This is a genomic window from Xanthomonas codiaei, assembly GCF_002939785.1.
GTDB classification, from domain to species: domain Bacteria; phylum Pseudomonadota; class Gammaproteobacteria; order Xanthomonadales; family Xanthomonadaceae; genus Xanthomonas; species Xanthomonas codiaei.
Window position 1 is genome coordinate 13,007 of sequence record NZ_MDEC01000009.1, and the last position, 25,277, is coordinate 38,283.

The 25,277-nt window shown below is 67.3% G+C and carries 19 protein-coding genes; 16 read left to right on the forward strand and 3 right to left on the reverse strand.

Annotated elements, in window-relative coordinates:
* Window positions 1–66 precede the first annotated feature (66 nt).
* The 9 genes from XcodCFBP4690_RS08360 (at window position 67) to XcodCFBP4690_RS08405 (ending at window position 13,142) form a co-directional block, all read left to right on the forward strand.
* Complete coding sequence (locus XcodCFBP4690_RS08360) at window positions 67–858, forward strand: glycine zipper 2TM domain-containing protein (protein WP_104540513.1); 792 nt, start codon at window positions 67–69, stop codon at window positions 856–858.
* A gap of 123 nt (window positions 859–981) precedes the next feature.
* Window positions 982–2,157: an acyl-CoA dehydrogenase family protein gene (locus XcodCFBP4690_RS08365; RefSeq protein ID WP_208622713.1), complete on the forward strand. Its 1,176-nt coding sequence runs from the start codon at window positions 982–984 to the stop codon at window positions 2,155–2,157.
* A gap of 88 nt (window positions 2,158–2,245) precedes the next feature.
* Window positions 2,246–4,789 carry a DUF3857 domain-containing transglutaminase family protein gene (locus XcodCFBP4690_RS08370; RefSeq protein ID WP_104540634.1) on the forward strand — a complete coding sequence of 848 codons (2,544 nt, stop codon included), beginning with the start codon at window positions 2,246–2,248 and terminating at the stop codon, window positions 4,787–4,789.
* A gap of 142 nt (window positions 4,790–4,931) precedes the next feature.
* The gene (locus XcodCFBP4690_RS08375) at window positions 4,932–5,570 is read left to right on the forward strand and encodes a glutathione S-transferase family protein (RefSeq protein ID WP_167394529.1); all 639 of its coding nucleotides are present in this window, start codon (window positions 4,932–4,934) and stop codon (window positions 5,568–5,570) included.
* Between the two features lie 172 nt (window positions 5,571–5,742).
* The gene (gene asnB / locus XcodCFBP4690_RS08380) at window positions 5,743–7,683 is read left to right on the forward strand and encodes an asparagine synthase (glutamine-hydrolyzing) (protein WP_104540515.1); all 1,941 of its coding nucleotides are present in this window, start codon (window positions 5,743–5,745) and stop codon (window positions 7,681–7,683) included.
* Window positions 7,684–7,893: 210 nt separating this feature from the next.
* Window positions 7,894–8,448, forward strand: a complete 555-nt coding sequence (locus XcodCFBP4690_RS08385; protein ID WP_104540516.1) for an NADPH-dependent FMN reductase — start codon at window positions 7,894–7,896, stop codon at window positions 8,446–8,448.
* 212 nt (window positions 8,449–8,660) lie between these two features.
* Window positions 8,661–10,091: a replicative DNA helicase gene (locus XcodCFBP4690_RS08390; RefSeq protein WP_104540517.1), complete on the forward strand. Its 1,431-nt coding sequence runs from the start codon at window positions 8,661–8,663 to the stop codon at window positions 10,089–10,091.
* A gap of 502 nt (window positions 10,092–10,593) precedes the next feature.
* Window positions 10,594–12,012: a cryptochrome/photolyase family protein gene (locus XcodCFBP4690_RS08400; protein ID WP_167394530.1), complete on the forward strand. Its 1,419-nt coding sequence runs from the start codon at window positions 10,594–10,596 to the stop codon at window positions 12,010–12,012.
* Between the two features lie 404 nt (window positions 12,013–12,416).
* Window positions 12,417–13,142 (forward strand): YiaD family glycine zipper/OmpA-like lipoprotein, encoded by a 726-nt coding sequence (locus tag XcodCFBP4690_RS08405; RefSeq protein ID WP_104540519.1) that lies wholly within the window; start codon window positions 12,417–12,419, stop codon window positions 13,140–13,142.
* A gap of 143 nt (window positions 13,143–13,285) precedes the next feature.
* On the opposite strand, the gene XcodCFBP4690_RS08410 is transcribed toward XcodCFBP4690_RS08405, so the two are convergent.
* Both XcodCFBP4690_RS08410 and XcodCFBP4690_RS08415 read right to left on the reverse strand, forming a co-directional pair.
* A complete protein-coding gene (locus XcodCFBP4690_RS08410; RefSeq protein ID WP_104540520.1) occupies window positions 13,286–13,744 on the reverse strand; it encodes a GFA family protein in 459 nt (152 codons plus the stop codon).
* Between the two features lie 41 nt (window positions 13,745–13,785).
* Window positions 13,786–15,213 carry a coniferyl aldehyde dehydrogenase gene (locus XcodCFBP4690_RS08415; protein ID WP_104540521.1) on the reverse strand — a complete coding sequence of 476 codons (1,428 nt, stop codon included), beginning with the start codon at window positions 15,211–15,213 and terminating at the stop codon, window positions 13,786–13,788.
* Window positions 15,214–15,298: 85 nt separating this feature from the next.
* Here XcodCFBP4690_RS08415 and XcodCFBP4690_RS08420 point away from each other — a divergent pair, with 85 nt between their 5' ends.
* Window positions 15,299–15,910 (forward strand): TetR/AcrR family transcriptional regulator, encoded by a 612-nt coding sequence (locus tag XcodCFBP4690_RS08420; protein ID WP_104540522.1) that lies wholly within the window; start codon window positions 15,299–15,301, stop codon window positions 15,908–15,910.
* Window positions 15,911–16,251: 341 nt separating this feature from the next.
* Here the strand turns inward: XcodCFBP4690_RS08420 and XcodCFBP4690_RS08425 are convergent, their stop codons facing one another.
* Complete coding sequence (locus tag XcodCFBP4690_RS08425) at window positions 16,252–17,283, reverse strand: XC_2801 family transcriptional regulator (RefSeq protein ID WP_104540523.1); 1,032 nt, start codon at window positions 17,281–17,283, stop codon at window positions 16,252–16,254.
* A gap of 129 nt (window positions 17,284–17,412) precedes the next feature.
* Here XcodCFBP4690_RS08425 and XcodCFBP4690_RS08430 point away from each other — a divergent pair, with 129 nt between their 5' ends.
* The 6 genes from XcodCFBP4690_RS08430 to XcodCFBP4690_RS08455 all read left to right on the forward strand — a co-directional run bounded on the left by XcodCFBP4690_RS08430 (window position 17,413) and on the right by XcodCFBP4690_RS08455 (window position 25,057).
* Window positions 17,413–17,640 (forward strand): hypothetical protein, encoded by a 228-nt coding sequence (locus tag XcodCFBP4690_RS08430; protein WP_104540524.1) that lies wholly within the window; start codon window positions 17,413–17,415, stop codon window positions 17,638–17,640.
* Entirely contained in the window at window positions 17,637–18,410 is a 774-nt protein-coding gene (locus XcodCFBP4690_RS08435) for an SDR family oxidoreductase (protein WP_104540525.1), read from the forward strand. Before XcodCFBP4690_RS08430 ends, XcodCFBP4690_RS08435 begins: the two co-directional genes overlap by 4 nt.
* A complete protein-coding gene (locus XcodCFBP4690_RS08440) occupies window positions 18,407–19,597 on the forward strand; it encodes an efflux RND transporter periplasmic adaptor subunit (protein WP_104540526.1) in 1,191 nt (396 codons plus the stop codon). The genes XcodCFBP4690_RS08435 and XcodCFBP4690_RS08440 overlap by 4 nt, the downstream gene beginning before the upstream one ends.
* 105 nt (window positions 19,598–19,702) lie before the next feature.
* Entirely contained in the window at window positions 19,703–22,873 is a 3,171-nt protein-coding gene (locus XcodCFBP4690_RS08445; RefSeq protein ID WP_104540527.1) for an efflux RND transporter permease subunit, read from the forward strand.
* Window positions 22,874–22,901: 28 nt separating this feature from the next.
* On the forward strand, window positions 22,902–23,633 hold the full coding sequence (locus XcodCFBP4690_RS08450) for an SDR family oxidoreductase (RefSeq protein ID WP_104540528.1): 732 nt from the start codon (window positions 22,902–22,904) through the stop codon (window positions 23,631–23,633).
* Window positions 23,627–25,057 carry an efflux transporter outer membrane subunit gene (locus XcodCFBP4690_RS08455; protein WP_104540529.1) on the forward strand — a complete coding sequence of 477 codons (1,431 nt, stop codon included), beginning with the start codon at window positions 23,627–23,629 and terminating at the stop codon, window positions 25,055–25,057. Before XcodCFBP4690_RS08450 ends, XcodCFBP4690_RS08455 begins: the two co-directional genes overlap by 7 nt.
* Window positions 25,058–25,277 lie beyond the last annotated feature (220 nt).

The window sequence follows — 25,277 nt, forward strand, 5'->3', positions numbered from 1 at the left end:
TTCGTTCAGGGTTCCCATGCTGGAATCACGCCGTCAACAACGCGGTGTGTCCGCAGGGAGCTGGTAATGAAGAGCAATACGACAACTATACTGGTCGCTGCTGGTGCCTTGCTGGTTGGAGGCGTGGCCACGGCTGCCTTCATGAACAACCGTCCGTCGTCCGGCGACTTCGTTGCCAACGGCCAGCCGGCCCCGCGCGGTCTGGAATACGCCGACGTGGTCCGGGTGGCGCCGATCACCCAGCGCGAGCCGCAGTACGCGCAGGTCATCAATACCAATGCGATCCGCGAAACCACCACCAGTTCGTCGCCGCGTGAGGTGTGCCGCGACGTGGTGGTACAGGAGCGCCTGCCCGAGCGCGATGGCAATGTCGGCGGCACCGTGGCCGGCGCCGTCATCGGTGGCCTGATCGGCAACCAGGTCGGTGGCGGCAACGGCCGCAAGCTGGCGACCGCCGCCGGTGCGGTGGGCGGCGGCTTCATCGGTAACCGCGTCGATCGCAACCATGTCGGCGGCCGCGTGGTGGATCGCACCGAGCGCCAGTGCCATACCGAAAACGCCAATTCCTCGTCTTCGCGCGTGGTCGGTTACGACGTGACCTATCGCAATGCCGACGGCACCACCGGCACCATGCGGATGGACAGCAAGCCGGGCGAGCGCATCTCGTTGGGCGACGCCGACAATGTGGTGGCCTACGACGTGACCTACCGTTACGACGGGTTCGAAAAGACCGTGCGCATGAACGACAAGCCGGCCAGCGATCGCCTGCCGGTGGTCGATGGCCAGCTGGTGACCCAGACTGCGTCGGCCGTGGGCGACTCCGGCATCCGTCAGGACGCGGTGAGCAGCCGTCAGTAATCGACAGCGGCGCGGTGGGTGAGAAAGAGCCGGCATTGCCGGCTCTTTTTTTGTGCGCGGCCGGCGTGTCGACACGGCGATATCGATCCGGCAACTGGCAGATAATTGGTCCCTGTCTCCTGGCTGGAAACGACGATGCCGCTGCGTCCTGACGATCTGTTCGATGTGCGTGCACTGCTGACCGACGAAGAGCGGGCGGTGCAGGAGGCGGTGGCGCGCTTTACCGACGAGCGCGTGCTGCCGGTGATCGGCGCTGCCTTCGATGCGGGGCGCTTCCCGCGCGAATGGGTGCCGGAACTGGCCGGACTGGGGTTGCTCGGTGCCAGCCTGCCGGTCAGCGACGGCGGTGCCGGCCTGGGCGCGGTGTCCTACGGACTGATCTGCCAGGAGCTGGAGCGCGGCGACAGCGGCGTGCGCAGCTTCGTCAGCGTGCAGTCGTCGCTGTGCATGTATCCCATCCACGCCTATGGCAGCGATGCGCAGCGGCAGCGCTGGCTGCCGGAGATGGCGGCCGGCCGGGCGATCGGTTGTTTCGGCCTGAGCGAGGTGCAAGGCGGCTCGGACCCGGCGGCGATGACCACGCGCGCGGTGCGCGATGGCGACGGCTGGCGCTTGAACGGCGCCAAGATGTGGATCACCAACGGCAGCATCGCCGCGCTGGCCATCATCTGGGCGCAGACCGACGATGGCGTGTGCGGCTTTCTGGTGGAGACCGACAGCCCCGGCTTCAGCGCGCAGGACATCGCGCACAAGATGAGTCTGCGCGCCTCGGTCACCTCTGCCCTGTTCCTGGACAACGTGTTCGTGCCCGAGCAGATGCGGCTGCCGAACGCGGCCGGGCTCAAGGCGCCCCTGGGATGCCTGAGCCAGGCACGTTACGGCATCGCCTGGGGCGCGATCGGCGCGGCGGTGGCCTGCCTGCGCGAGGCCCTGGCCTATGCCGGCGAGCGCATCCTGTTCGGGCGGCCGCTGGCCGCCACGCAGAGCGCGCAGATCAGGCTGGCCGAGATGGCGCGGCGGATCTCCACCGCGCAGCTGCTGGCGCTGCAGCTCGGTCGCCTGAAAGAGGCAGGTACGCTGCGGCCGGAACAGATTTCGCTGGCAAAATGGAATAATTGCCGCATGGCGCTGGACGTGGCGCGCGAGTGCCGCGACCTGCTGGGCGCGGCCGGCATCACCACCGACCATGCGGCGATCCGGCATGCGCTGAACCTGGAATCGGTGATCACCTATGAAGGCACCGAAACCGTGCATCAGCTGGTGGTGGGGCGTGCGCTGACCGGACTCAATGCGTTTTGACGGGGAGCAGGGATTGATCGGCAAGGATGTGATGACGCGCGTGCCGGGCATGGCCCGGGTGATGTGGGCGATGTGGGTACTGGCCGCCATGGCGATCGCACCGGCGTTGGCGAACGAAGCGCCGAGCATGGCGCCGACGCCGGCCTGGGTGGTGGCCGATGCCGTGCCCGACAGCGTGCCCGGCGCAGGCGGGCTGCGCTATGAGCTGGTTTCCGACCAGGTCGATCTGACCGGCCGCGCCGCGCGCGCCTATCGGCGCCTGAGCTATACCGTGCTGCGCGCCAAGAGCCTGGACGAGGCCGGACAGATCTCCATCGACTACCAGCCGCAGTACCAGACGCTGGAACTCAACAGCCTGGAGGTCTGGCGCGATGGCAAACGCATCGACATGCGCAACCGCGCGCATTACGCCAGGTTGCGCCGCGAAAGCGGGCTGGAAGACGGCCTGATCGACGGCGCGCTGACCTTGTCGATCACCCTGCCGGATCTGCGCGTCGGCGACCGGGTGGACTATGGCGTGACCATCACCGGCAGCAATCCGGTGTTCGGCAAGGGCTATTACGACGTGTTCGATGCGCGCTACGGCGTGCCGCTGGGCGAGCGCCGGGTCCGGCTGCGCTATCCCGCCGATATGGCCTTGCAGTGGCGGATCAGCGCGCCGGGTTTCAGCCGCACTGTCAGCAAGGCCGATGGGGTCACGCAGTTGAACATCGCAGCGAGCAAGCTCGCTGCCGTGCACGAGGAAAAAGACGCGCCCGACGATGTGGACCAGTACGGCCTGATCGAAGTCTCCACCGCCGGCAATTGGGCCGCGGTGGCGGACTGGGCGGTGCAGTTGTATCCGGATGCCTTCAAGGACCGGCAGGTGGCGGCCGGGATGCTGCAGAGCCTGCAGTTGCGCCGCGACGATCCGCAGGGCGCGCTGCTGCGCGCGGTGGCCTTCGTGCAGGGCGAGATCCGTTACGTCGGCCTGGACATGGGCGAGAATTCGCACGCCCCGCATGCGCCGGAGGCGACCTTGCGCAACCGCTACGGCGACTGCAAGGACAAGGCCACGCTGTTGATCGCGCTGCTGCAACTGGCCGGCATCCGGGCCGAGCCGGTGCTGGTCAGCAGCGACAAGGGCAGTGCGTTGGACAAGCGCCTGCCCAGCCCGTATGCGTTCGATCATGTGGTGGTGCGCGCGCACCTGCCGCAGGGCGAGGTGTGGGTGGACGCCACCCGCGACCGCGAAGACGGCCCGCTGGCGCAGCGCCGGCCGCTGCCGTTCGTGCGTGGGTTGCCGGTACTGGCCGGGCAGAACGCGCTGGTCGCGGTGCCCTCGCCAATGCCGGCGTTGCCGCAGGTCGAGGTGAACCAGGACATCGTGATCTCGCTGCGAACGCCGCAGCGGGTGGCGACCTTCACCGTGGACACCATCTATCGGCAGGGGCGCGGCGAACGCGTTGCCGCCAGCTTCGAGAGCGACGGCGCGCAGACGATCGGCGCGCACTATCTGGAGTTCATGCAGCAGTACTACACCGCGCTGACCCAGGTGGACGTACCGACCATCGACGCGACCGATCCGTTGAACGTGCGCACGCGCGAGCACTACCGCCTGCAGTGGCCGTCAGAGGAGGGCGACGAGCTCGGGTTTCCGTTGTTCCAGCTCAGCGATTGGATGGATTCCTTGCCCAAGGAGGCGCGCAAGAGTCCGCTGGCGCTGGGCGGTCCGCGGCTGGCGCGGCAGACCGTGCGCGTGCAGGTGGACCCGCCGGTGCAACTGAAGGCGGACACCCAGACCGTTGCCAACCCCTGGTTCCGCTTCACGCGCACGATCTCGCAGCGCGATGGCCGCATCGTCATCGTCGGCGAATGGCAACGCTTCAGCGACCGCATTCCCGCCGATGGCGTGGCGCGTGCGGCGGCCGACATGGAGCGTGCGCGCGAACTGGTGTACTTCGATCACGACCTCGAACCACAGCGCAGCAGGCAGCCGACCGACTGGCGCGCGCTGGGCTTCCCGCTTGCCGCGTTGCTGGCGCTGCTGGTGGCGGTGCTCGCCTGCCTGCCCTGGTGGCGCCGCGGTGGGCTGGGCGGGATGCTGTTCGACCCGCACGGCACGGTGCAACGCATGCCGCAGCAGGGCAGCCTGCGGCGCGGCGCCTGGGGGGTGTTCGCACTGACCACGCTGGTGTCTGCATGGATGTGGTTGCAGGCGCTGCCGTGGTGGCTGCAGGTCGCCGGCGCCATCGCGGTGGCCGCGCTGCTGGCGTTGGGCTGCGTGTTGCTGATGTACGTGCTGCGCTGGATGGGCAGTGCGGCGCAGCTGCAGCGCCTGTTGCCGGCGATGGCAGGCAGCGTGCTGCCCTGGCTGGTCTGCGTGTTCGCCGCACTGGTGGCGTTGCAGGGCCGGGTGGCGCTGCTGCAGACCGGTGCGAGCGATCCGGCCGGCATGGCGCAATTGGCGATGTGCATCCTGCTGCTGTTGCTGGGCGGGCTGTGGTGGTCGGTGTGCTCGGTGCAGGCGCTCGCTGGCGCGACCGGCTGTGCGCGGTCCCGCGCCTTCGGCGCCTGGGCCTTGACGCTGTCGCTGCTGGGTGTGGCGAGCGCGGTGCTGGGCGTGCCGGTGGCGATCGTCGCGATGGGGTAGCGACGGGCGCCAGATCCATGCCGCCCGCGCTGCGGCCCAGTGGCGATGGCCGCCGGCCACTGCCGCTGCGCGCAGGGCTTTGCAAAGGCGCACGGGGCTGTGACACTGCCAGCCCCCTCGTCGCTGCCGCGGAGCCAGCTTGATGTCGACCGTGCGTCCCCCGTTGACCGTCCATGGCATGTCCAGTTCCGGCAACTGCTACAAGGTGCGCCTGCTGCTGGAGCAACTGGGCAGTCGCTATCACTGGGTCGAGGTCGACAGCGTGGCCGGGCAGACCCGCACGCCTGAGTTCCTGGCCATCAATCCCAACGGCAAGGTGCCGATGGTGGAGCGCGACGACGGCCGCGTGCTGACCGAATCCAATGCGATCCTGTTCTGGCTGGCCGAAGGCACCCCGTACCTGCCCACCGACGCCTGGCAACGCGCACAGGCGCTGAGCTGGATGTTCTTCGAGCAATACAGCCATGAGCCGTACGTGGCGGTGGCGCGTTTCATCAGCCTGTGGACCGCGCCCGATGCGGCGCGGCGCGCCGAGCTGCCGCAGCTGCGCGTGCGCGGCGAGCAGGCATTGGCGGTGATGGAGCGGCATCTGCAGCAGCAGGCCTGGTTCACCGGTAGCGACTACGGCATTGCCGATATCGCGCTGTTTGCCTACACCCATTGCGCCGAAGACGGCGGCTTCGACCTGGAACGCTGGCCGGCGATCGGCGCCTGGCTGCACCGCGTGCGCGCGCTGCCTGGATTCGTGCCGATGCCTGCCCCCGGGTCGGTGACGGCATGAGCGGCCTGCGCCAGCCCGGCACGGCCGTGTGCGCGACGCCGCCGCTGTGGCGCGCGCAGGGCCGATCTGCTGCGCAGCTCGGCGCCGGCCGCGCCGAGCGAGCTCCCGGCGTTGCCGCGACCGCGCGATGGTGCGTTGTCGGCAGCACCGCGCGTTGCGGGGGACGCTGACGATGTGCGGATTGGCAGGATTGCTGATGGCCACGCCGCGGCTGCATGGCGAACAGCTCGAGGCACTGGTGGGCCCGATGGGCGCCGCACTGCGCCACCGTGGCCCAGACGATGCCGGCAGCTGGTGCGATGCGCAGGCAGGCGTGGCGCTGGCGCATCAGCGCCTGAGCATCCTGGACCTGTCGCCGCTGGGCCATCAGCCGATGCGCTCGGCCGATGGCCGCTACGTGCTGGCCTATAACGGCGAGGTGTACAACTTCGCGCAGCTGCGTGGCGCCCTGTCGGCGTTGGGGCATCGCTTCCGCGGCCATTCCGATACCGAGGTGCTGCTGGCGGCGGTGGTGGAGTGGGGACTGGACGACACCCTGACCCGCTGCAACGGCATGTTCGCCCTTGCATTGTGGGATGAGCGCGACAACTGCCTGTTCCTGGCGCGCGACCGCGTCGGCAAGAAGCCGCTGTACTACGGCTGGGCCGGCGACACGCTGGTGTTCGGTTCCGAGCTCAAGGCGCTGTGGCAGCATCCGGACTTCGACAACGGCGTCGATCGCGATGCGCTCACCCTGCTGCTGCGGCTGGGCTATATCCCGGCGCCGGCCTGCATCCACGAGCGTACCTTCAAGCTGATGCCGGGCCGGGTGTTGCGGATGGATGCGCAGGCCGTGGCCGCGGGCGCGGCCGCGCATCGGCCCGACCAGGCGCAGCAACCGTTCTGGAATGCGCGCGAGGCGATGCAGCGCGCGCTGGCAGCGCCGTTCACCGGCACCGATGCACAGGCCGAAGACCAGCTGGACAGCGTGCTGCGCGATGCGGTGGCGCTGCGCATGGTGGCCGACGTGCCGGTGGGCGTGTTCCTGTCCGGCGGTACCGACTCGTCCATCGTCACCGCGATGATGCAGGCACAGAGCGCACAGCCGGTGCACACCTTCAGCATCGGTTTTGAAGGCTCGCACCACGACGAGGCGCCGCTGGCGCGCGAAGTGGCCACGCATCTGCAGACCGACCACACCGAGCTGTATGTTAGCGGCGCCGACGCGCTGGCGGTGGTGCCGAGCCTGCCGGACATGTTCGACGAGCCCTTCGCCGATGCCTCGCAGGTGCCCACCGCGCTGGTGGCGCGGCTGGCGCGCGGCGGGGTGACGGTGGCGCTGTCCGGCGATGGCGGCGACGAACTGTTCTTCGGCTATGGCCGCTACCAGCGTGCGCTGCGCAACTGGCGCATGCATGGGCTGGTGCCCGGGCCGTTGCGTCGGCTGATGGCGCTGGCAGCCCGCCGCAACGGCGAATCCTCACGTACCGGTGGGCTGGCTGCGCTGGTGGCCGAAGCCGGCGCACGCGGCATCGGCGACATCTACCGCAACCGTATCTCGCGCTGGCGCGATCCGGCCGCGGTGGTGCTGGGCGCCACCGAGCCGGACAGCTTCTACAGCCTGGCCGATCCATTGCACGGCTCGGGCACGCCGGCCGACGCGATGATGCTGGCCGATTTCGCCGCGTATCTGCCCGACGATCTGCTGTGCAAGGTGGACCGCACCACCATGGCGGTGGGGCTGGAGGCGCGCGCGCCGCTGCTGGACTGGCGCGTGGCCGAGTTCGCCTGGTCGCTGCCGCTGTCGCTCAAGTACCGCGACGGTGTCAGCAAGTACCTGCTCAAGCGCGTGCTGTGCCGCTACCTGCCCGACCCGATGGTCTATCGCGGCAAGCGCGGCTTCGGCGCGCCGGTCAGCGCCTGGCTGCGCGGGGACCTGCATGGCTGGGCCGACGATCTGCTGGCGCACGGCACGCTGCAGCGCGAGGGCGTGTTCGCGGCCGATACCGTGGCCGGGTTGTGGCGCGACTTCAACGGCGGCGAACGCAAATGGCATACCCACCTGTGGACGGTGCTGATGTTCCAGGCCTGGCAGGCGCACTGGCGCGAACGACGCGCGGCCATCGCGCGCTGATCAGGGGCGCGGCGACCCGTCGTGGAGGTGCTGGAGATGGCACTTCGGTGCGCGGGGTATTGCTGTTGCTTGTCGCTGCGGCTCGCACATCGGGCCGAGCACAGCCAGTGTTGGTTCGCGGTGGCGCTGCGGCCGGAGCCGCCGCGCCGTTTCACCAGCCCTGAGCATGGCGATGGGTAGGGTGTGGCCCTGTTTCCACGGAGCGTATCCATGAGCAAGCTCACTATCGCCGTGCTGGTTGGCAGCCTGCGTGCAGAGTCCTACAACCGCCAGCTGGCGCGCGCGTTGGCGCATCTGGCTGGCGACCGGGCGGTATTCGACTACCTGGAGATTGGCGATATCCCGCTGTACAACCAGGACCGCGATGGCGACTTCCCGGCCGAAGGCACGCGCCTGAAACAGCAGATCCGCGCCGCCGATGCGGTGCTGTTCGTGACTCCCGAGTACAACCGTTCGATCCCCGGCGTGCTCAAGAACGCGCTCGACACCGGCTCGCGTCCCTATGGCGACAGTGCGTTTGCCGGCAAGCCGGCGGCGGTGGTCGGCATCTCGGTCGGTGCGATCGGCACCGCCACCGCGCAGCAGCACCTGCGCAATGTGCTGGCCTATCTGAACATGCATGTGCTCGGCCAGCCAGAGGTGTTTTTGCAATACAAAGATGGCCTGTTCGGGCCGGGCGACACCATCGCCAATTCCGACAGCCGCACCTTCCTGCAGGGCTTCGTGGACGCCTTCCTGGGCCTGGTCGGGCACCTGAAGCGCTGAGTTGATCACAGCCTGTGGCGCCCGCGCGGCAGGCCCCGGCCGGGGCGCGCAAACCCAGGCAAGGCAAGGGTCGCGGCCGGTGCGACAGGGGCGGCGTAGAAGACTGCTGCACCGGCTGTCCACCAGTTATCCACAGAGTTGTGCGTGGCCGTCGGCGGCGCCGATGACTATGCTTCCTGCCCTCGTGTCCCTGCGTCAGGTCTGTTTGTCCCATGTCCGCTCGTCCTGGTTTCCGTTCCAAGCGCAATCGCGATCGCGACGACGACGATTACGATCGTCCCGAGCCGCGTCTTGACCAGCTGCGGGTGCCGCCGCATTCGGTCGAGGCCGAGCAGGCGGTGCTCGGCGGGCTGATGCTGGCGCCGGATGCGTTCGACCGGGTCAACGACCAGCTCACCGAAAACGACTTCTACCGGCGCGATCACCGGCTGATCTACCGCGCCATTCGCGAACTGGCGGAAAAAGACCGCCCGTTCGATGCGGTGACCCTGGGCGAGTGGTTCGAATCGCAGGGCAAGCTGGAGCAGGTCGGCGATGGCGCCTACCTGATCGAGCTGGCCAGCACCACGCCGTCGGCGGCCAACATCGCTGCATATGCGGAAATCGTGCGCGACAAGGCGGTGTTGCGGCAGTTGATCGAGGTAGGCACCACCATCGTCAACGACGGTTTCCAGCCGGAAGGCCGCGAGAGCGTGGAGCTGCTGTCGGCGGCGGAAAAGGCGGTGTTCAAGATCGCCGAGGCCGGCGCGCGCGGGCGCACCGACTTCGTGGCGATGCCGGGTGCGTTGAAGGACGCCTTCGAGGAACTGCGCAACCGCTTCGAGAACGGCGGCAACATCACCGGCCTGCCCACCGGCTACAACGATTTCGACGCGATGACCGCCGGCCTGCAGCCGACCGACCTGATCATCCTGGCCGCGCGTCCGGCCATGGGCAAGACCACCTTCGCGCTGAATATCGCCGAATACGCCGCAATCAAGTCCAAGAAGGGCGTGGCGGTGTTTTCGATGGAAATGTCGGCCTCGCAGCTGGCGATGCGCCTGATCTCCTCCAACGGGCGCATCAACGCGCAGCGCCTGCGTACCGGCGCGCTGGAAGACGAGGATTGGGCGCGCGTGACCGGCGCGATCAAGATGCTCAAGGAAACCAAGATCTTCATCGACGACACCCCGGGTGTGTCGCCGGAGGTGTTGCGCTCCAAGTGCCGCCGGCTCAAGCGCGAACACGATCTGGGTCTGATCGTGATCGACTACCTGCAGCTGATGTCGGTGCCGGGCAACAGCGAAAACCGCGCGACCGAAATTTCCGAAATCTCGCGCTCGCTGAAGGGCCTGGCCAAGGAACTCAACGTGCCGGTGATCGCCTTGTCGCAGCTCAACCGCTCGCTGGAAACGCGTACCGACAAGCGCCCGGTGATGGCCGACCTGCGCGAATCCGGCGCCATCGAGCAGGACGCGGACATGATCGTCTTCATCTACCGCGACGATTACTACAACAAGGAAAACTCGCCGGACAAGGGCCTGGCCGAGATCATCATCGGCAAGCACCGCGGCGGCCCGACCGGCTCGTGCAAGCTCAAGTTCTTCGGCGAATACACCCGCTTCGACAATCTGGCGCACGACTCGGTGGGCAGTTTCGAGTAGTTGAGTCGATCAGATCACCAGTGCGCTCGCCGCTACGCGCGGGGGCGCCAGCTTTGCGCGGGGACGGTGCGGATGTGTCAGGTATAGAGCGTGCGATCTGCGGCTTGGCTGCGTGGTCCTTGCCCGCCTACCACCGCAGGACACGCTGCAAGTACGTCCATGCAAGCTCTTTGGCGGCATTCATGCCGCCAAAGGGCCCGCGACGGTGAGCGGGCAAGGACCAGTCAAGTTGGTCGGTGCGTAGAGCGTTCAAAAACCACCAGCCAACTGTCTGGTGCGGTGTTCTCACCGATTGCGGGACCGGTGGCGGCATGGATGCCGCCACCGAGCCCCCATGGACGGGTTAACGGCGTGTCCCGCAAGCGGTGAGGGCACCGCGCACTCAAGGTCTTGGCGTTTGCTGCAGGGATCTTGCCGCGGCAGAAACGCCGCCGCCATATCGCGCCATCGTTGCATCTGCTGGCTTATGCTGCGCGGCCTCACCTGCCGCTGCCGAGTCCGCATGTCCTACGCCATCGTCTGGTTCCGTCGCGATCTGCGCCTGGAAGACAATCCGGCCCTGCGTGCCGCACTCGATGCCGGGCACCACCCGATCCCGCTCTATATCGATGCTCCGCACGAGGAAGGCGAGTGGACACCGGGCGCGGCCTCGCGCAGTTGGCGGCATCGCTCGCTGGCAGCGCTGGATACGTCCCTGCGCACACTCGGCAGCGGCCTGGTGATCCGCGCCGGCAACAGCGCGCAGGTGCTCGACGAGGTGATCGCGCAAACCGGTGCGGCGGCGGTGTACTGGAATCGCAAGTACGAACCGGCCACCCAGCCGCGCGATGCACAGATCAAGCGCAGCCTGCGTGAGCGCGGGATCGAGGTGCAGAGCTGCAATTCCGCGCTGCTGCTGGAGCCCTGGCAGCTCACCACCCAACAGGGCGGTCCGTACAAGGTGTTCACCCCGTTCTGGCGCAATGCGCTGACCCAGTTGCAGCTGCCCGACCCGGTGCCGGCGCCGCGCAGCCTGCCGCCGCTGCCGGCCAGGCTCAAAAGCGAGGCGCTGGACAGCTTGGGACTGCTGCCGGCGCTGAACTGGGACCAGGGCTTCTGGGAGCACTGGCAGCCGGGCGAGGCCGGTGCGCAGGAGATGCTGGAGATCTTCATCGATGGCGCGCTCTCCGGTTATCGCGAAAATCGCGACCGGCCCGATCGTGTCGGCACCTCGCAACTGTCGCCGCACCTGCACTTCGGCGAGATCGCGCCTTGGCGGATCGCCGCTGCGTTGAACGCACAGCGCAATGCGCGCAACGGCGCGGAGATCGATGGCTATCTCCGCCAGCTGGGCTGGCGCGATTTCGCCTATCACCTGCTGCACCACTTCCCGGAGACCACCAACCAGAATCTCAATCCGCGCTTCGAAGGCTTCGACTGGGCCAAGGCCGATCCGGTGACGTTGCAGGCCTGGCAACGTGGGCGCACCGGCATTCCCATCGTCGATGCCGGCATGCGCCAGCTCTGGCACACCGGCTGGATGCACAACCGCGTGCGCATGATCGTGGCCAGCCTGCTGTGCAAGCATCTGCGCGTGCACTGGGTCGAAGGCGCGCGCTGGTTCTGGGACACGCTGGTGGATGCGGACCTGGCCAACAACACCATGGGGTGGCAATGGGTGGCCGGTACCGGCGCCGATGCCGCGCCGTATTTCCGCGTGTTCAATCCGGTGACGCAGGCGGAAAAATTCGACCCGCAAGCGGCCTACATCACCCGTTGGGTGCCCGAGCTCGGCAAGCTGGCGGTGAAGGAGCGCTTCGCGCCGTGGCAGCATCCGTTGTCGCTGGCACGCCTGGCACCGGAGTATCCGCGCTCGCCCATCATCGGGCTGTCTGAAGGGCGCGATGCGGCCCTGGCGGCGTATGCGAAGACACGCCGATAGCGCATGTGCGCGGCGCGCGTGCGTTGCCGGGCGCAGGTGCGAACACGCGTTCCGCATGCCGGCGACAGCGATGTGTGCAACGACGGCGCAGCGGATTTGATCGGCGTTCGATTGAAGTCCCGCATGGTCGTATCGCAGTCCAGCTCGCGACCACCCGTGAGGTCGGCGCGCCGTCTGAAAGTGCAGGCGCTCACCATCCGGGCTTTTCTGCGCGGCTTCTCTGTGCCCGATGGCTGCAGGCGCGCGTTGACAGGATTCTCGCTATGCGCCGCGGAAAACGTTTTCCTGAATGGTGAGCCAGCTGCACGCCATCAACGCGTGCTTTCATCATGTGCCGGTCGCGTGACGCTGTTTATCCTCGCCCCACGATTGAGTGCCGGACGTTCCGGCGATAGGAGAACAGCATGTCCTCAGCAGCCACCAAGAGTCTTGCCGTTGCGCTGGTCAGCGCGATCGCGTTGTCCGCCTGCGCTACCGGCGGTTCGTACGTGCAGCGCGACCAGTACGGCGACCAGACCCAACAGCAGAACCGCACCGGGCGCAACGCGCTGATCGGTACCGCCATCGGTGTGGCTGCCGGCCTGCTCACCGGCGACAGCGCCACCGAGCGTCGCCAGCACGCGATGATCGGTGCCGGTATCGGTGCGCTGAGTGGCGCGGCCGTGGGCCAGTACCAGGATCGCCAGGAGCGCGCGCTGCGTGAGCGTACCGCCAACACCGGCATCGATGTGCAGCGTCAGGGCGACAACATCACCTTGAACCTGCCCGACGGCATCACCTTCGATTTCGGCAAGTCTGCGTTGAAACCGCAGTTCTACAGCGCGCTCAATGGGGTGGCCTCGACGCTGCGCGAGTACAACCAGACCATGGTGGAAGTGGTGGGCCATACCGATAGCGTGGGCAGCGATGCGGTGAACCAGCGCCTGTCCGAAGAACGCGCCAGTGCGGTGGCGCAGTACCTGACCGCGCAGGGCGTGCAGCGCGAGCGCATGGAAACCATGGGCGCCGGCAAGCGGTATCCGATTGCCGACAACAGCACCGATGCCGGCCGTGCGCAGAACCGTCGCGTCGAAATCCGCCTGATTCCGCTACGTGCCGAAGGCGCTGCCAGCAATACCGGCATGCGCTGAGCTGCCGCAGCCGTGCCAGTCCTCGGCAGGTCTGTTCGCCAGGATGGGCCGCACCAGCGGCCTGTCCCGGCGGCAGTGACGCAAGCCCGGTGCCATGGTGGTAGCGCTTGCACGATGCTTCAGCGATGTGTCGTGGACACGGCTCAGAGTCCGCGCAGGATCAACCTGCCCACCGCCAGTTCGCTGGAAAAATAGCTGCAATAGCGCGGCGCACCGTCCGGCATGTCATGGACGCGACGGTGGTAGAAGATATCCATGCGAACCGGTGGAAGCGGCGTGCCGGTGTCGAAGTTGGCGACAGGGATGAACATCACCTTGAGCGCGCCGGCGCCGGCAATCTCGATCACCGGTTTGCCGCACACGCGGCACGTACCGCGATCGAAGTTCGGCGGCGAGCGGTGTTTCTTGAATGCGATGTTGCCGGCATGATGCAGCACCACGTCCTTGCCGCGGACGGCCACCACGTCCGCGTAAGGACTGCCGTTGAACGCTTGGCAGATCAGGCAATGGCAGCGGAAACGCGCGTTTGCATGCGCATGCACGTCGAACGCACAGGCGCCGCACTCGCAGCGGCCGTGCAGCGGCAAGGCGGGGCCGACCATGGTTGACGCCGGCTCGGATGCGTTGGAATGGCGCATTGGGATCACCGCAGTATCAGGTTGAGAAGGGTGTCGACCGGTTGCTTGAACGGCGCATGCAGCAGGCGCGCAAGGTTCCAGCGTCCTTGCTCGTAGATGCCTTTGGCATGGCTGAAGCTCCGGAAGCCTTCCACGCCGTGGTAGGCGCCCATGCCGCTGGGCCCCACGCCGCCGAAGGGCAGGTCGTCCTGGGCAATGTGCATGATGGTGCCGTTGATGGTGACGTTGCCCGAGGTCGTCTCGGCGAGCACCTTGCGCCGTCTTTCATCGTCAGGACCGAAATAGTAGAGGGCGAGTGGACGGGGCCGTGCATTGACGAAGGCAATCGCCTCCTCGATCCGGCTGTAGGCGAACACCGGCAGGATCGGCCCGAAGATCTCTTCGTGGGCGATCTGCATGCTGTCGGTCACGCCGAGCACCACGGTCGGCGCCATGGTGTTGGCACGCGAGGCCGCCGTCTGCGGTCGATGTCCGACTTCGATCACCTGCGCGCCCTTGGCGCGGGCATCCTCGAGCAGACCCTGCAGCCGTGCGTAGTGGCGCGCATTGAAGATCGCGGTGTAGTCCTGGCTGGTGGGGCCGTCCGGATAGTAGTCGGCCACTTTTCGCCCATAGGCGGCGACGAAGGCATCGATGTCCTGCTGCGGGACCAGTGCGTAATCCGGCGCGATGCAGGTCTGGCCGGCATTGAGCAGTTTCCCGAATGCAATGGACGCGGCGGCCTGGTCCAGGCGATGGCCGTTGGCGACGATCGTCGGCGACTTGCCGCCCAGTTCCAGCGTCACCGGAACCAGGTGGTCGCTGGCGGCCTTCATCACCGAGCGCCCCACGGCCGTGCTGCCGGTGAATACCAGATGGTCGAACGGCAACGCGGAAAACGCCCTGCCCACGTCCGCATCGCCAGTCACGACGGCGAACTGGTCTTCGGGAAACAGCTCGCCCAGCATCCTGGCGATCAGCGCATTGGTGGCCGGGGTGAACTCCGAGGGCTTGAGCATCACCCGGTTGCCCGCCGCGATGGCGGTGATCGCCGGAGCCAGGGCAAGGTTCACCGGGTAGTTCCAGGGCGACATGACGCCGACCACGCCCAGTGGCTGGTACTGGATGCGCGCCGTGCCTGCCCGCATGGGCAGCGCGACATGGCGGCGGGTCGGCGCCATGAAGCGGCGCAGATGGCGCAGCAGGTAGCTGGTCGTCTCGGCGACGCCGCCGACTTCCATGATCGCTGTTTCGTGCCGTGACCGGTGGCCGAAGTCGGCGCTGATCGCCGTTTCGATTTCCCGGCGATGGCCGATCAAGGCGGCCCGAAACCGGGTCAGGTCGGCGCGTCGCTGCGCCAGGGAGGGAGCGCCATCGCGCAGGAAGGCTGCGCGCTGCCGTCCGAGCAGGGCCGGCAGCGGAGCTGGCTCTGGGGTGACTTCGATCGCGTTCATCTCGATTCCAATGTAGACAGTGGAAACTTCCACGGCGCGACCTTATGCGCTAAAGTAGACGGTGTCAACATATGTTCGAGGCGCCATGCAAGCTCCATCCGACCGTCCCTATCACCACGGCGATCTGCGCCGCGCCCTCGTCGACACGGCGCTGGACCTGCTGCAGGAAGAAAACAACTGGCAGTTCACCCTTCGCGAAGTCGCCCGCCGCGCAGGGGTGAGCCATGCGGCCCCGTACAAGCACTTTCCCGACAAGTCCGCCTTGCTGAGCGAGCTGGCCACCATCGGCTTCGAACGGTTGCGCGGCGCGTTGCTGGCGGCCGGGACCAAAGTAGGCACGACGCTGCTGGAGGAGGTCAGTGCGGTCTCGCGCGCCTACATCGCGTTCGGAGCGGCGAACCCGGCGCTGTATCGGCTGATGTTCAGCGCCGAAGAAGGCCGGGTGGTGGGCGTGCATCTGGACGCGCCGGCGATGGCCGTGTTCCAGGTCGTGGTCGATCTGCTCCAGCGCGGGCAGGTCGAGGGCAGGGTGCGCCAGCAGCCGCTCGATGGACAGGCCGCCGCGTGCTGGGGCATGGTGCATGGCATGGCCATGCTGGCCATCGATGGGCTGCTGGTGCCGGAAAAGGTCGGGCCGTCTCCCCTGGATGCTGCCTTGATCGTGCTGGTCGGCGGGCTGGCGATCCCCGGCAACTGAGCTGCGTGTCCGACGCGTGCAGTAGCTGTTTGAGGTCGATGGAACGTGCACCCGGCTGACATCCAGCCGATTCGCGGTGTTGCTTGGAACCGATATTCCTCCGTGACCCGCGGTGGGCGGCGCCTGACGCCAGACCGACACGCCGAACGGCTTCGGCCGCCGTGAGGAATCGGTGGGCCATCGTCTCCCATCGCCGCAGTCGCCGTGGTGCGCTGGCACGCAGCGACTGCGGGGCCGGTCTCAAGTGCCCGGGAGCGGATGCTGCATCCCGCGCGACATGCGCAGCGGCGTCCTTGCCGGCCGCTGCAAGCGCCGGTGCAACGGTTTCGTGCCGCTCTTCGTTACGCGGTGACGTTCTCCAGGATGCGCTTGCCTTCCGCACGCTCGGCTTCCAGTTCGACTTCCACCTCTGCCTCGCTGTGGGCCTTTTGCGCGGCCAGCCGGGCAGGGCATTGCGCCATCATGTAGTCGGCGTCGAAGTTCATGCGCGTGACCAGGAAGTCCACGAACGCGCGCACCTTGGGCGAGACCAGTCGCCCGCCGGCAAACACGGCGTTGAAATCCACTTCCGGCCCGGTCCAACCAGCCAGCACGCGGCGCACCAGGCCCGATTGCACGAACGGCTTGGCCATCACGTCGCCAGTCAGCAACAGGCCTTCGCCGCACAGTACTGCGCCGTTGAGCGCAGCCGGATCGTTGGCCACCATCAGCGGATTGACCGGGAAATCGCGCACGTCGCTGCCATCGCTGAGCGACCAGAAGAAGCGGTTGTTGTGCACGTTGCGGTTCTTGCGCAATGCCAGCGTGCGGTGGAATTGCAGCTCGTCCGGATGCAGCGGTTCGCCATAGCGCTCGATGTACGACGGGCTGGCGAACACCTGCGTGCGCAGGCTGCCGAGTTTGCGCGCGACCAGGTTGGAATCGGGCAGGGCACCGACGCGCAGCGCCAGATCGGCTTCGCCACCGATCAGGTCCAGCTTCTCGTTGCCCAGATGCATGTCCAGCTGGATTTCAGAATATTGCGCATGGAATTCGCCCAGCAACGGCGCGATCCAGGTGATGCCCAGCGAATAGGGCACGGTGAAACGCAACCAGCCGCGTGGGCCGGATTGCAATTGCCCCACCGCGCTTTCGGCCTCCTCCAGCTCGCGGGCGATGCGCTGGCAATGTTCGTGGTACACCGAGCCGGCTTCGGTCAGCCCGATGCGGCGCGTGGTTCGATGCAGCAGGCGCGCGCCCAGGCGCGTTTCCAGCTCCTGCACCTTGCGGCTGACGGTGGTCTTGGGCAGGCCAAGCGCGTTGGCCGCGGCGATGAAACTGCCTTGTTCGACCACCTTGACGAAGATCAGGGTGTCGTTCAGATCGTGTGTCATGGGACTGCCTTCCGGGGGTCAGGAGGGATTAGACCGCTTACGGGACGATTATTCCCCTAAATCCGGACTAATCAAGTGCTGCTTTGAGGCCTAGCTTATGCGGCATCCCTTCCATCCAGGAGCACGGCCATGTGGTTGTGCGATGTCTTCGGCTTGTCCTCTCCCTCCCGCAGCGCCATCGAAAGCGCCTTCGATCCCGTGCTTTCTCCAGCAAAAGTCCAGCGCGCCAGCGGTTCGCGCAGCTTCGCCACCTCGCCGAAGCGGCAGGCCGGCGGTGCGCCGACGAAGCGGACTGGACTAACCACGCGTTGGGCACAGCGCGGCATTGTCCCGATGTCGGGAACAAAAGTCCCATGAGCGGGATGGTGCAATCCGAAACGGCCGTGATCGGCGGCGCGGGCGATGTAGGCGCCGGCATCGTCGCCGCATTGCTCGATGCCGGCATGCCGGTCCTGGCGATCGGACGCGATGCCGCCAGGCTGGCCGCGCTGCGTGCCCGGCATGGCGATTCGGCGTTGCTGGACACCATGCAGGGCTCGGTGGCCGACGACGCCTCCGCGCAGCGCCTGGCCGTCGAACTGGCCCAGCGGCCGCGCCCGCTGGGCGCGGTGATCGCCAGCCTGGGTAGCCCGCCCAAGGCCGGGCGGCTGCTTGACCGGCCGGTGGCCGCACTGCGCCGCCGTCTGGAGCGCGACGTGCTGCCGCACCTGGCGGCCGCCCGCCATCTGCTGCCGCTGCTGGCCGAAGCCGATGGCGGCGGCCGCTACCTGCTGCTCGGCAGCCCATGCGCGCTGCGTGCATGGGCGGCGCATGGCGATCGCTCGGTGGCCGCGGCCGCCAACCGCATGCTGGCCCAGGTGCTGCACGAGGAAGCCAAGCCGCTGGGCGTGCGCGTGCACCTGTTGTCGGTCGAGCAGCCGGTGTGCACGCCGGGCCGTGCCAAGGACGCGTGTCCGGAATGGATCCGTGCCGTGGATGTCGGTCGCGCCGCCGTGTCCCTGATCGCCGGGCCTGGCCAGCCCGGACAACCCATCGTGACCGTCAGCCGTCGTCCGCATGCCGCCCCGTCGGCGGACCGGCTGGCCGGTCTGCATTTGCCTAACACCACTCGAGAGATCTCCCCATGACCCCGAACGCCACCCCGTTCCGTTTTCCCGTGCGCCCGGTGCTGACCGCCGCTGTCCTTGCGGCCGTGCTTGCCGCCTGCGGTGGCGGTGCCGCGCAGACCGGCGCGCCGCCGCCGCCCAGCGTCAGCGTCGCTCCGGTGCTGCTGAAGGACATCAGCCAGTGGGACGAATTCAGCGGCCGCATCGAGCCGGTGGAAAGCGTCGAGCTGCGCCCGCGCGTGTCCGGCTACATCGACAAGGTCAACTACACCGAAGGCGCGGAAGTGAAGAAGGGCGACGTGCTCTTCAGCATCGACGACCGCAGCTACCGCGCCGATTTCGCGCGTGCCAATGCCGCGCTGGTGCGTGCGCGCACCCAGGCCACCCTGGCCCGCAGCGAAGCGGCCCGTGCGCGCAAGCTCTCCGAGCAGCAGGCCATTTCCACCGAGATCTGGGAGCAGCGCCGCGCCGCCGCCGATCAGGCCGATGCGGACCTGCTGGCCGCGCAGGCAGCGGTGGATACCGCCAGGCTCAACCTGGACTGGAGCCGCGTGCGCGCACCCATCGATGGCCGCGCCGGCCGTGCGATGGTCACCGCCGGCAACCTGGTGACCGCCGGCGACAGCGCCAGCGTGCTGACCACCCTGGTCTCGCTGGACAAGGTGTTCGTCTACTTCGATGCCGATGAGGGCACCTTCCTGCGTTATTCGCAGATGGCCCGCAACGGCGAGCGTCCGGACGAACGCGGCGGCCAGTTGCCGGTGCGGATCGGCCTGGTCGGCGAGCAGGGCTTTCCGCATACCGGGCGGGTGGACTTCCTGGACAACCAGGTGACCCGCAGCACTGGCACCATCCGCGTCCGCGCGGTGCTGGACAACGCGCAGCGCCAGTTCACGCCAGGGCTGTATGCGCACGTGCAGCTGCTGGGCAGCGGCCAGTTCAAGGCCATGCTGGTCGACGAAAAGGCCGTGCTCACCGACCAGGACCGCAAGTACGTGTACGTGGTGGACAAGGACGGCAAGGCGCAGCGCCGCGACGTGGAGCTCGGCCGCAGCGCCGATGGTCTGCGCATCGTGCGCACCGGCTTGGCCGCCGGCGACCGCGTCGTGGTCGACGGCGTGCAGAAGATCTTCATGCCCGGCATGCCGGTCGATGCCAAGACCGTGGCCATGGCCGCCGCTCCGGACAAACGCACCGCCTCGAACTGATCCATCGCTGCAGCGCGCCCTCGACCGCCGACCCGCATTCCGGGCCGGATCGGGATCGCCATGCCGCGCCGCCACCCGGCGGCACTCTCTTTCAGGACCACCCCAATGGACTTTTCCCGTTTTTTCATCGACCGGCCGATCTTCGCCGCGGTGCTGTCGATCATCATCTTCGCGGCCGGCCTGATCGCCATGCCGCTGCTGCCGATCAGCGAATACCCCGAAGTGGTACCGCCGAGCGTGCAGGTGCGCGCGGTGTATCCGGGCGCCAATCCCAAGGTCATCGCCGAGACCGTTGCCACGCCACTGGAGGAAGCCATCAACGGCGTGGAAAACATGATGTACATGAAGTCGGTGGCCGGCTCCGATGGCGTGCTGGTGGTCACCGTGACCTTCAAGCCCGGCACCGATCCGGACCAGGCCCAGGTGCAGGTGCAGAACCGCGTCAGCCAGGCGCAGGCGCGCCTGCCCGAGGACGTGCGGCGCCAGGGCGTGACGACGCAGAAGCAGTCGCCCACGCTGACCATGGTGGTCAACCTGACCTCGCCCAAGGGCAAGTACGACTCGCTGTACCTGAGCAACTACGCCACCTTGAAGATCAAGGACGAGCTGTCGCGCCTGCCCGGCGTGGGCCAGGTGCAGATCTTCGGCGCCAGCGACTACGCCATGCGGATCTGGCTGGATCCCAACAAGGTCGCCGCGCGCGGGCTGACCGCCAGCGACGTGGTCGCCGCGATCCGCGAGCAGAACGTGCAGGTCTCCGCCGGCCAGCTCGGCGCCGAACCGATGCCCAACAAGAGCGACTTCCTGCTCTCGATCAACGCCCAGGGCCGGCTGACCACCGAAGATCAGTTCGGCAAGATCGTCATCCGCAGCGGCAACAGCGGCGAGATCGTGCATCTGAGCGACGTGGCCCGGTTGGAGCTGGGCGCGGGCAATTACACCCTGCGTTCGCAGCTGGACAACAAGAACGCGGTGGGCATGGGCGTGTTCCAGTCGCCGGGCGCCAACGCGATCGAGCTGTCGGACGCGGTGCGCGCCAAGATGGCCGAGCTGGAGAAGCAGTTCCCGCAGGACGTGGCCTGGTCGGCCGCCTACGACCCCACCGTGTTCGTGCGCGATTCGATCAGCTCGGTGGTGCACACGCTGCTGGAAGCGGTGCTGCTGGTGGTGCTGGTGGTGATCCTGTTCCTGCAGACCTGGCGCGCGTCGATCATTCCGCTGCTGGCGGTGCCGGTGTCGGTGGTCGGTACGTTTGCCGCGCTGTACCTGCTGGGTTTTTCGATCAACACGCTGAGCCTGTTCGGGCTGGTGCTGGCGATCGGCATCGTGGTCGACGATGCGATCGTGGTGGTGGAGAACGTCGAGCGCAATATCGAGGAAGGTCTGAGTCCCTTGGCTGCCGCGCATCAGGCGATGCGTGAGGTGTCCGGGCCGATCATCGCCATCGCCCTGGTGCTGTGCGCGGTGTTCGTGCCGATGGCGTTCCTGTCGGGCGTGACCGGCCAGTTCTACAAGCAGTTCGCGGTCACCATCGCCATCTCCACGGTGATCTCGGCGATCAATTCGCTGACCCTGTCGCCGGCGCTGGCCGCCATGCTGCTGAAGGCGCATGACGCGCCGAAGGATGCTCCGTCGCGCTTGATCGACCGTCTGTTCGGCTGGCTGTTCCGTCCGTTCAACCGCTTCTTCAACAGCAGTTCGCACAAGTACCAGGGGGCAGTGTCGCGGACCCTTGGCAAGCGCGGTGCGGTGTTCGTGGTCTATCTGTTGCTGCTGGTCGGCACCGGGGTGATGTTCAAGCTGGTGCCGGGCGGCTTCATCCCGACCCAGGACAAGCTGTACCTGATCGCCGGCGCCAAGCTGCCCGAAGGCTCCTCGCTGGAGCGTACCGATGCGGTGATTCGCCAGATCACCCAGATCGCGCTGCAGACCGAGGGCGTGGACCATGCGATCGCCTTCCCGGGCCTGAATCCGCTGCAGTTCACCAACACGCCCAATACCGGCACCGTGTTCCTCACCCTCAAGCCGTTCGGCGAGCGCAAGCGCAGCGCCGAGCAGATCAACGCGGAGATCAACGCACGCATCAGCCAGATCCAGCAAGGCTTCGCCTTCGCCTTCATGCCGCCGCCGATCCTCGGCCTGGGCCAGGGTTCGGGCTACAGCCTGTACATCCAGGACCGCGCCGGGCTGGGCTACGGCCCGCTGCAGCAGGCGGTGACGGCGATGTCCGGGGCGATCTCGCAGACGCCCGGCATGCAGTTCCCGATTGGGACCTACCAGGCCAACGTGCCGCAGCTCGATGCCCAGGTCGATCGCGAAAAGGCCAAGGCGCAGGGTGTGCCGTTGACCAACCTGTTCGACACGCTGCAGACCTACCTCGGCTCGGCTTACGTCAACGACTTCAACCGCTTCGGCCGCACCTACCAGGTGATCGCCCAGGCCGACGGTCCGTTCCGCGACAGCGTGGAGGACATCGCCAACCTGCGCACCCGCAATGCCGCCGGCGAGATGGTGCCGATCGGCAGCATGGTCACGCTGGGCCAGACCTATGGTCCGGATCCGGTGATCCGCTACAACGGCTATCCTGCTGCCGACCTGATCGGCGAAGCCGATCCGCGGGTGCTGTCTTCCACCGAAGCGATGCAGAAGCTGTCGTCGATGGCGCCGCAGGTGCTGCCCAACGGCATGAACATCGAGTGGACCGATCTGAGCTACCAGCAGTCCACCCAGGGCAATTCGGCGCTGATCGTGTTCCCGCTGGCGGTGCTGCTGGCCTTCCTGGTGCTGGCGGCCCTGTACGAGAGCTGGACCCTGCCGCTGGCGGTGATCCTGATCGTGCCGATGACATTGCTGTCTGCGCTGTTCGGCGTGTGGCTGACCGGTGGCGACAACAACGTGTTCGTGCAGGTTGGCCTGGTGGTGCTGATGGGCCTGGCGTGCAAGAACGCGATCCTGATCGTGGAGTTCGCCCGTGAGCTGGAGATGCAGGGCCGCAGCGTCGTCGATGCCGCGCTGGAAGCCTGCCGCCTACGTCTGCGTCCGATCGTGATGACCTCCATCGCCTTCATCGCCGGCACGGTGCCGTTGCTGGTCGGCCATGGCGCCGGCGCCGAAGTGCGCTCGGTCACCGGCATCACGGTGTTCGCCGGCATGCTGGGCGTGACCCTGTTCGGCCTGTTCCTGACCCCGGTGTTCTACGTGACGCTGCGCAAGTGGGTGACCCGTCGCGGGCCCGCCGCACCGGCCACCGTTCCGCATGATGCCGTCAAGGCGTGATTTCCCCCCATTTTTAAGGACTGACACCATGAGCAACACCAAGATCGCACTGGTCACCGGCGCCACCCGCGGCATCGGCCTGGAAACCGTCCGGCAACTGGCCCAGGCCGGCGTGCACACGCTGCTGGCCGGGCGCAAGCGCGACGACGCCGTGGCCGCCGCGCTCAAGCTGCAGGCCGAGGGCCTGCCGGTGGAGGCGATTCAACTGGACGTCAACGACGACATCAGCATCGCCGCAGCCGTCGGCACGGTGAAGGAGCGTCACGGCCATCTGGATATCCTGGTCAACAACGCCGGCATCATGATCGACGACGTGCAGCGCAAGCCGTCCGAGCAAAGCCTGGACACCTGGAAGCGCACGTTCGACACCAACCTGTTCGCGGTGGTCGGCGTGACCAATGCATTCCTGCCGTTGCTGCGCCGCTCGCTGGCCGGGCGCGTGGTCAACGTCTCCAGCATCCTCGGTTCGCTCACCCTGCACAGCCAGCCCGATTCGCCGATCTACCACTTCAAGGTGCCGGCCTACAACGCCTCCAAGAGCGCCTTGAACAACTGGACCGTGCATCTGGCCTACGAACTGCGCGACACCCCGATCAAGGTCAATACCGTGCATCCGGGCTACGTCAAGACCGACATGAACAGTGGCGAGGGCGAGATCGAGGTAGAGCAGGGCGCGCACAGCAGCGTGCAGATGGCGCTGCTGGACGCCCACGGCCCCACCGGCAGCTACACCCACCTGGGAGAGACCTTGCCATGGTAAGAAGATTGCTCGGCACGGCGCTGGCCGCGCTGGTGCTCAGCGGTTGCGCGGTGGGGCCGGATTACCGGCCCGACCCGCCCGCCTCGGTCACGCTGCAGGGCGCGCGCGACGCGTCCTTCAGCACCGAATCGCCGGTCGGCAACTGGTGGTCGCAGTTCGACGACCCGGTGCTGGAAACGCTGGTCCGCGATGCGCTGTTCGCCAACCACGACCTGCGTATCGCGGTGTCGCGGGTCAAGCAGGCGCGTGCGGTGTTCGTCGAGCGTCGCCTGGACCAGGCCCCGCACATCACTGCGCAAGGCAGCTTCGATCGTCGCGAGCAGCAGCAGGTGATCGCCGGCAACCAGCGCTTCCTCACCGAACAGACCACCCTGGGCCTGGATGCGGCCTGGGAACTGGACCTGTTCGGCCGGCAGCGCCGTGCATCGGAAGCGGCGCGCGCCGACCTGGACGCCGAACAGGCCAACCTGCAGGACGTGCAGGTCACCGTGGCGGCGGAAGTGGCGCGCAACTACTTCGAGTTGCGCGGCACGCAAAAGCAGCTGGACGTCTCCAAGCGCACCCTGGGCAACCTGCGCGACACCCAGAAACTGACCCAGACCCGTCGTGATCTGGGCGCCGGCAGCGAACTGGATGTGCAGAGCAGCCTGGCGCGCCTGAAGGCCATCGAGGCGGATATTCCGCTGCTGGAAACCGCCGAGGCGCAGTACCGTCACCGTCTGGCGGTATTGCTCGGCCAGCAGCCCAATGCGCTGGATGCCACCCTGGTGGCACGCAGCATGCCTGCGTTTGCGCGCCCGTTGCCGCTGGGCGATACGGCCGGATTGCTGCGTCAGCGCCCGGACGTGCGTAGCGCCGAACGCCGGTTGGCGGCGGCCACTGCGCAGGTGGGCGTGGCCACGGCCGATCTGTTCCCGCGTATCAGCGTCAGCGGTTTTGTCGGCTTTCTGTCCGGCGATGCAGCACGGCTGACCGAGGGCAATGCCAAGGCCTGGTCGGTCACCCCGTCGATCAGCTGGGCGGCGTTCGATTTCGGCACCGTGCGGGCACGCTTGCGTGCCAGCAAGGCGCAGGCCGAAGGTGCGCTGGCGCAGTATCAGCAGACCGTGCTGCTGGCGCTGGAAGACACCGAAAACGCCTTGATCGGCTACGGCCGGCAACAGGCGCGCCTGGCGATCGTGGTCGAACAGGCCAATGCCGCACGGCGTGCCGAACAGCTGGCGCAGATCCGTTACCGCGAAGGCTCGGAAGACTTCCTGACCCTGCTGGATGCACAGCGCACCCAACTGGCGGCCGACGATGCCCTGGCGCAGGCCGAGGCGGCAGTCAATGTCGGTGTGGTCGGCGTGTACAAGGCCTTGGGCGGCTGGAAACAGGAGCAGGCGCCTGCCGCCCCGGTGGCCGTGGTCGATCGCCAGATGTGATCGCTCGGCAGGTGGTTCATCCGGGGCTGGTCTGGACGATGGGCGCTGCCAGGCCAACCCAGCGCCCAGGCGCCCCGGATGAACCTGTTTGAAGATGCCTGGTTGACGCCATGAGGCTGCGCCTTGCCCGCTCGGCGCAGCCTGGTGCAGTTGTGGTGCGTCGCCACTGCGCCGAGCGGCTTCAGTGGCTTGCAGAGATCGTGCGACCCGCTTGCAGGCA

What these genes read in the sequence shown, in the direction of transcription:
- XcodCFBP4690_RS08360 (WP_104540513.1), top strand. Translation starts at nt 67, where the DNA reads ATGAAGAGCAATACGACAACTATACTGGTCGCTGCTGGTGCCTTGCTG.
- XcodCFBP4690_RS08370 (WP_104540634.1), top strand. Translation starts at nt 2,246, where the DNA reads ATGGCGATCGCACCGGCGTTGGCGAACGAAGCGCCGAGCATGGCGCCG.
- XcodCFBP4690_RS08375 (WP_167394529.1), top strand. Translation starts at nt 4,932, where the DNA reads ATGTCGACCGTGCGTCCCCCGTTGACCGTCCATGGCATGTCCAGTTCC.
- asnB (WP_104540515.1), top strand. Translation starts at nt 5,743, where the DNA reads ATGTGCGGATTGGCAGGATTGCTGATGGCCACGCCGCGGCTGCATGGC.
- XcodCFBP4690_RS08385 (WP_104540516.1), top strand. Translation starts at nt 7,894, where the DNA reads ATGAGCAAGCTCACTATCGCCGTGCTGGTTGGCAGCCTGCGTGCAGAG.
- XcodCFBP4690_RS08390 (WP_104540517.1), top strand. Translation starts at nt 8,661, where the DNA reads ATGTCCGCTCGTCCTGGTTTCCGTTCCAAGCGCAATCGCGATCGCGAC.
- XcodCFBP4690_RS08400 (WP_167394530.1), top strand. Translation starts at nt 10,594, where the DNA reads ATGTCCTACGCCATCGTCTGGTTCCGTCGCGATCTGCGCCTGGAAGAC.
- XcodCFBP4690_RS08405 (WP_104540519.1), top strand. Translation starts at nt 12,417, where the DNA reads ATGTCCTCAGCAGCCACCAAGAGTCTTGCCGTTGCGCTGGTCAGCGCG.
- XcodCFBP4690_RS08410 (WP_104540520.1), bottom strand. Translation starts at nt 13,744, where the DNA reads ATGGTCGGCCCCGCCTTGCCGCTGCACGGCCGCTGCGAGTGCGGCGCC.
- XcodCFBP4690_RS08415 (WP_104540521.1), bottom strand. Translation starts at nt 15,213, where the DNA reads ATGAACGCGATCGAAGTCACCCCAGAGCCAGCTCCGCTGCCGGCCCTG.
- XcodCFBP4690_RS08420 (WP_104540522.1), top strand. Translation starts at nt 15,299, where the DNA reads ATGCAAGCTCCATCCGACCGTCCCTATCACCACGGCGATCTGCGCCGC.
- XcodCFBP4690_RS08425 (WP_104540523.1), bottom strand. Translation starts at nt 17,283, where the DNA reads ATGACACACGATCTGAACGACACCCTGATCTTCGTCAAGGTGGTCGAA.
- XcodCFBP4690_RS08430 (WP_104540524.1), top strand. Translation starts at nt 17,413, where the DNA reads ATGTGGTTGTGCGATGTCTTCGGCTTGTCCTCTCCCTCCCGCAGCGCC.
- XcodCFBP4690_RS08435 (WP_104540525.1), top strand. Translation starts at nt 17,637, where the DNA reads ATGAGCGGGATGGTGCAATCCGAAACGGCCGTGATCGGCGGCGCGGGC.
- XcodCFBP4690_RS08440 (WP_104540526.1), top strand. Translation starts at nt 18,407, where the DNA reads ATGACCCCGAACGCCACCCCGTTCCGTTTTCCCGTGCGCCCGGTGCTG.
- XcodCFBP4690_RS08445 (WP_104540527.1), top strand. Translation starts at nt 19,703, where the DNA reads ATGGACTTTTCCCGTTTTTTCATCGACCGGCCGATCTTCGCCGCGGTG.
- XcodCFBP4690_RS08450 (WP_104540528.1), top strand. Translation starts at nt 22,902, where the DNA reads ATGAGCAACACCAAGATCGCACTGGTCACCGGCGCCACCCGCGGCATC.
- XcodCFBP4690_RS08455 (WP_104540529.1), top strand. Translation starts at nt 23,627, where the DNA reads ATGGTAAGAAGATTGCTCGGCACGGCGCTGGCCGCGCTGGTGCTCAGC.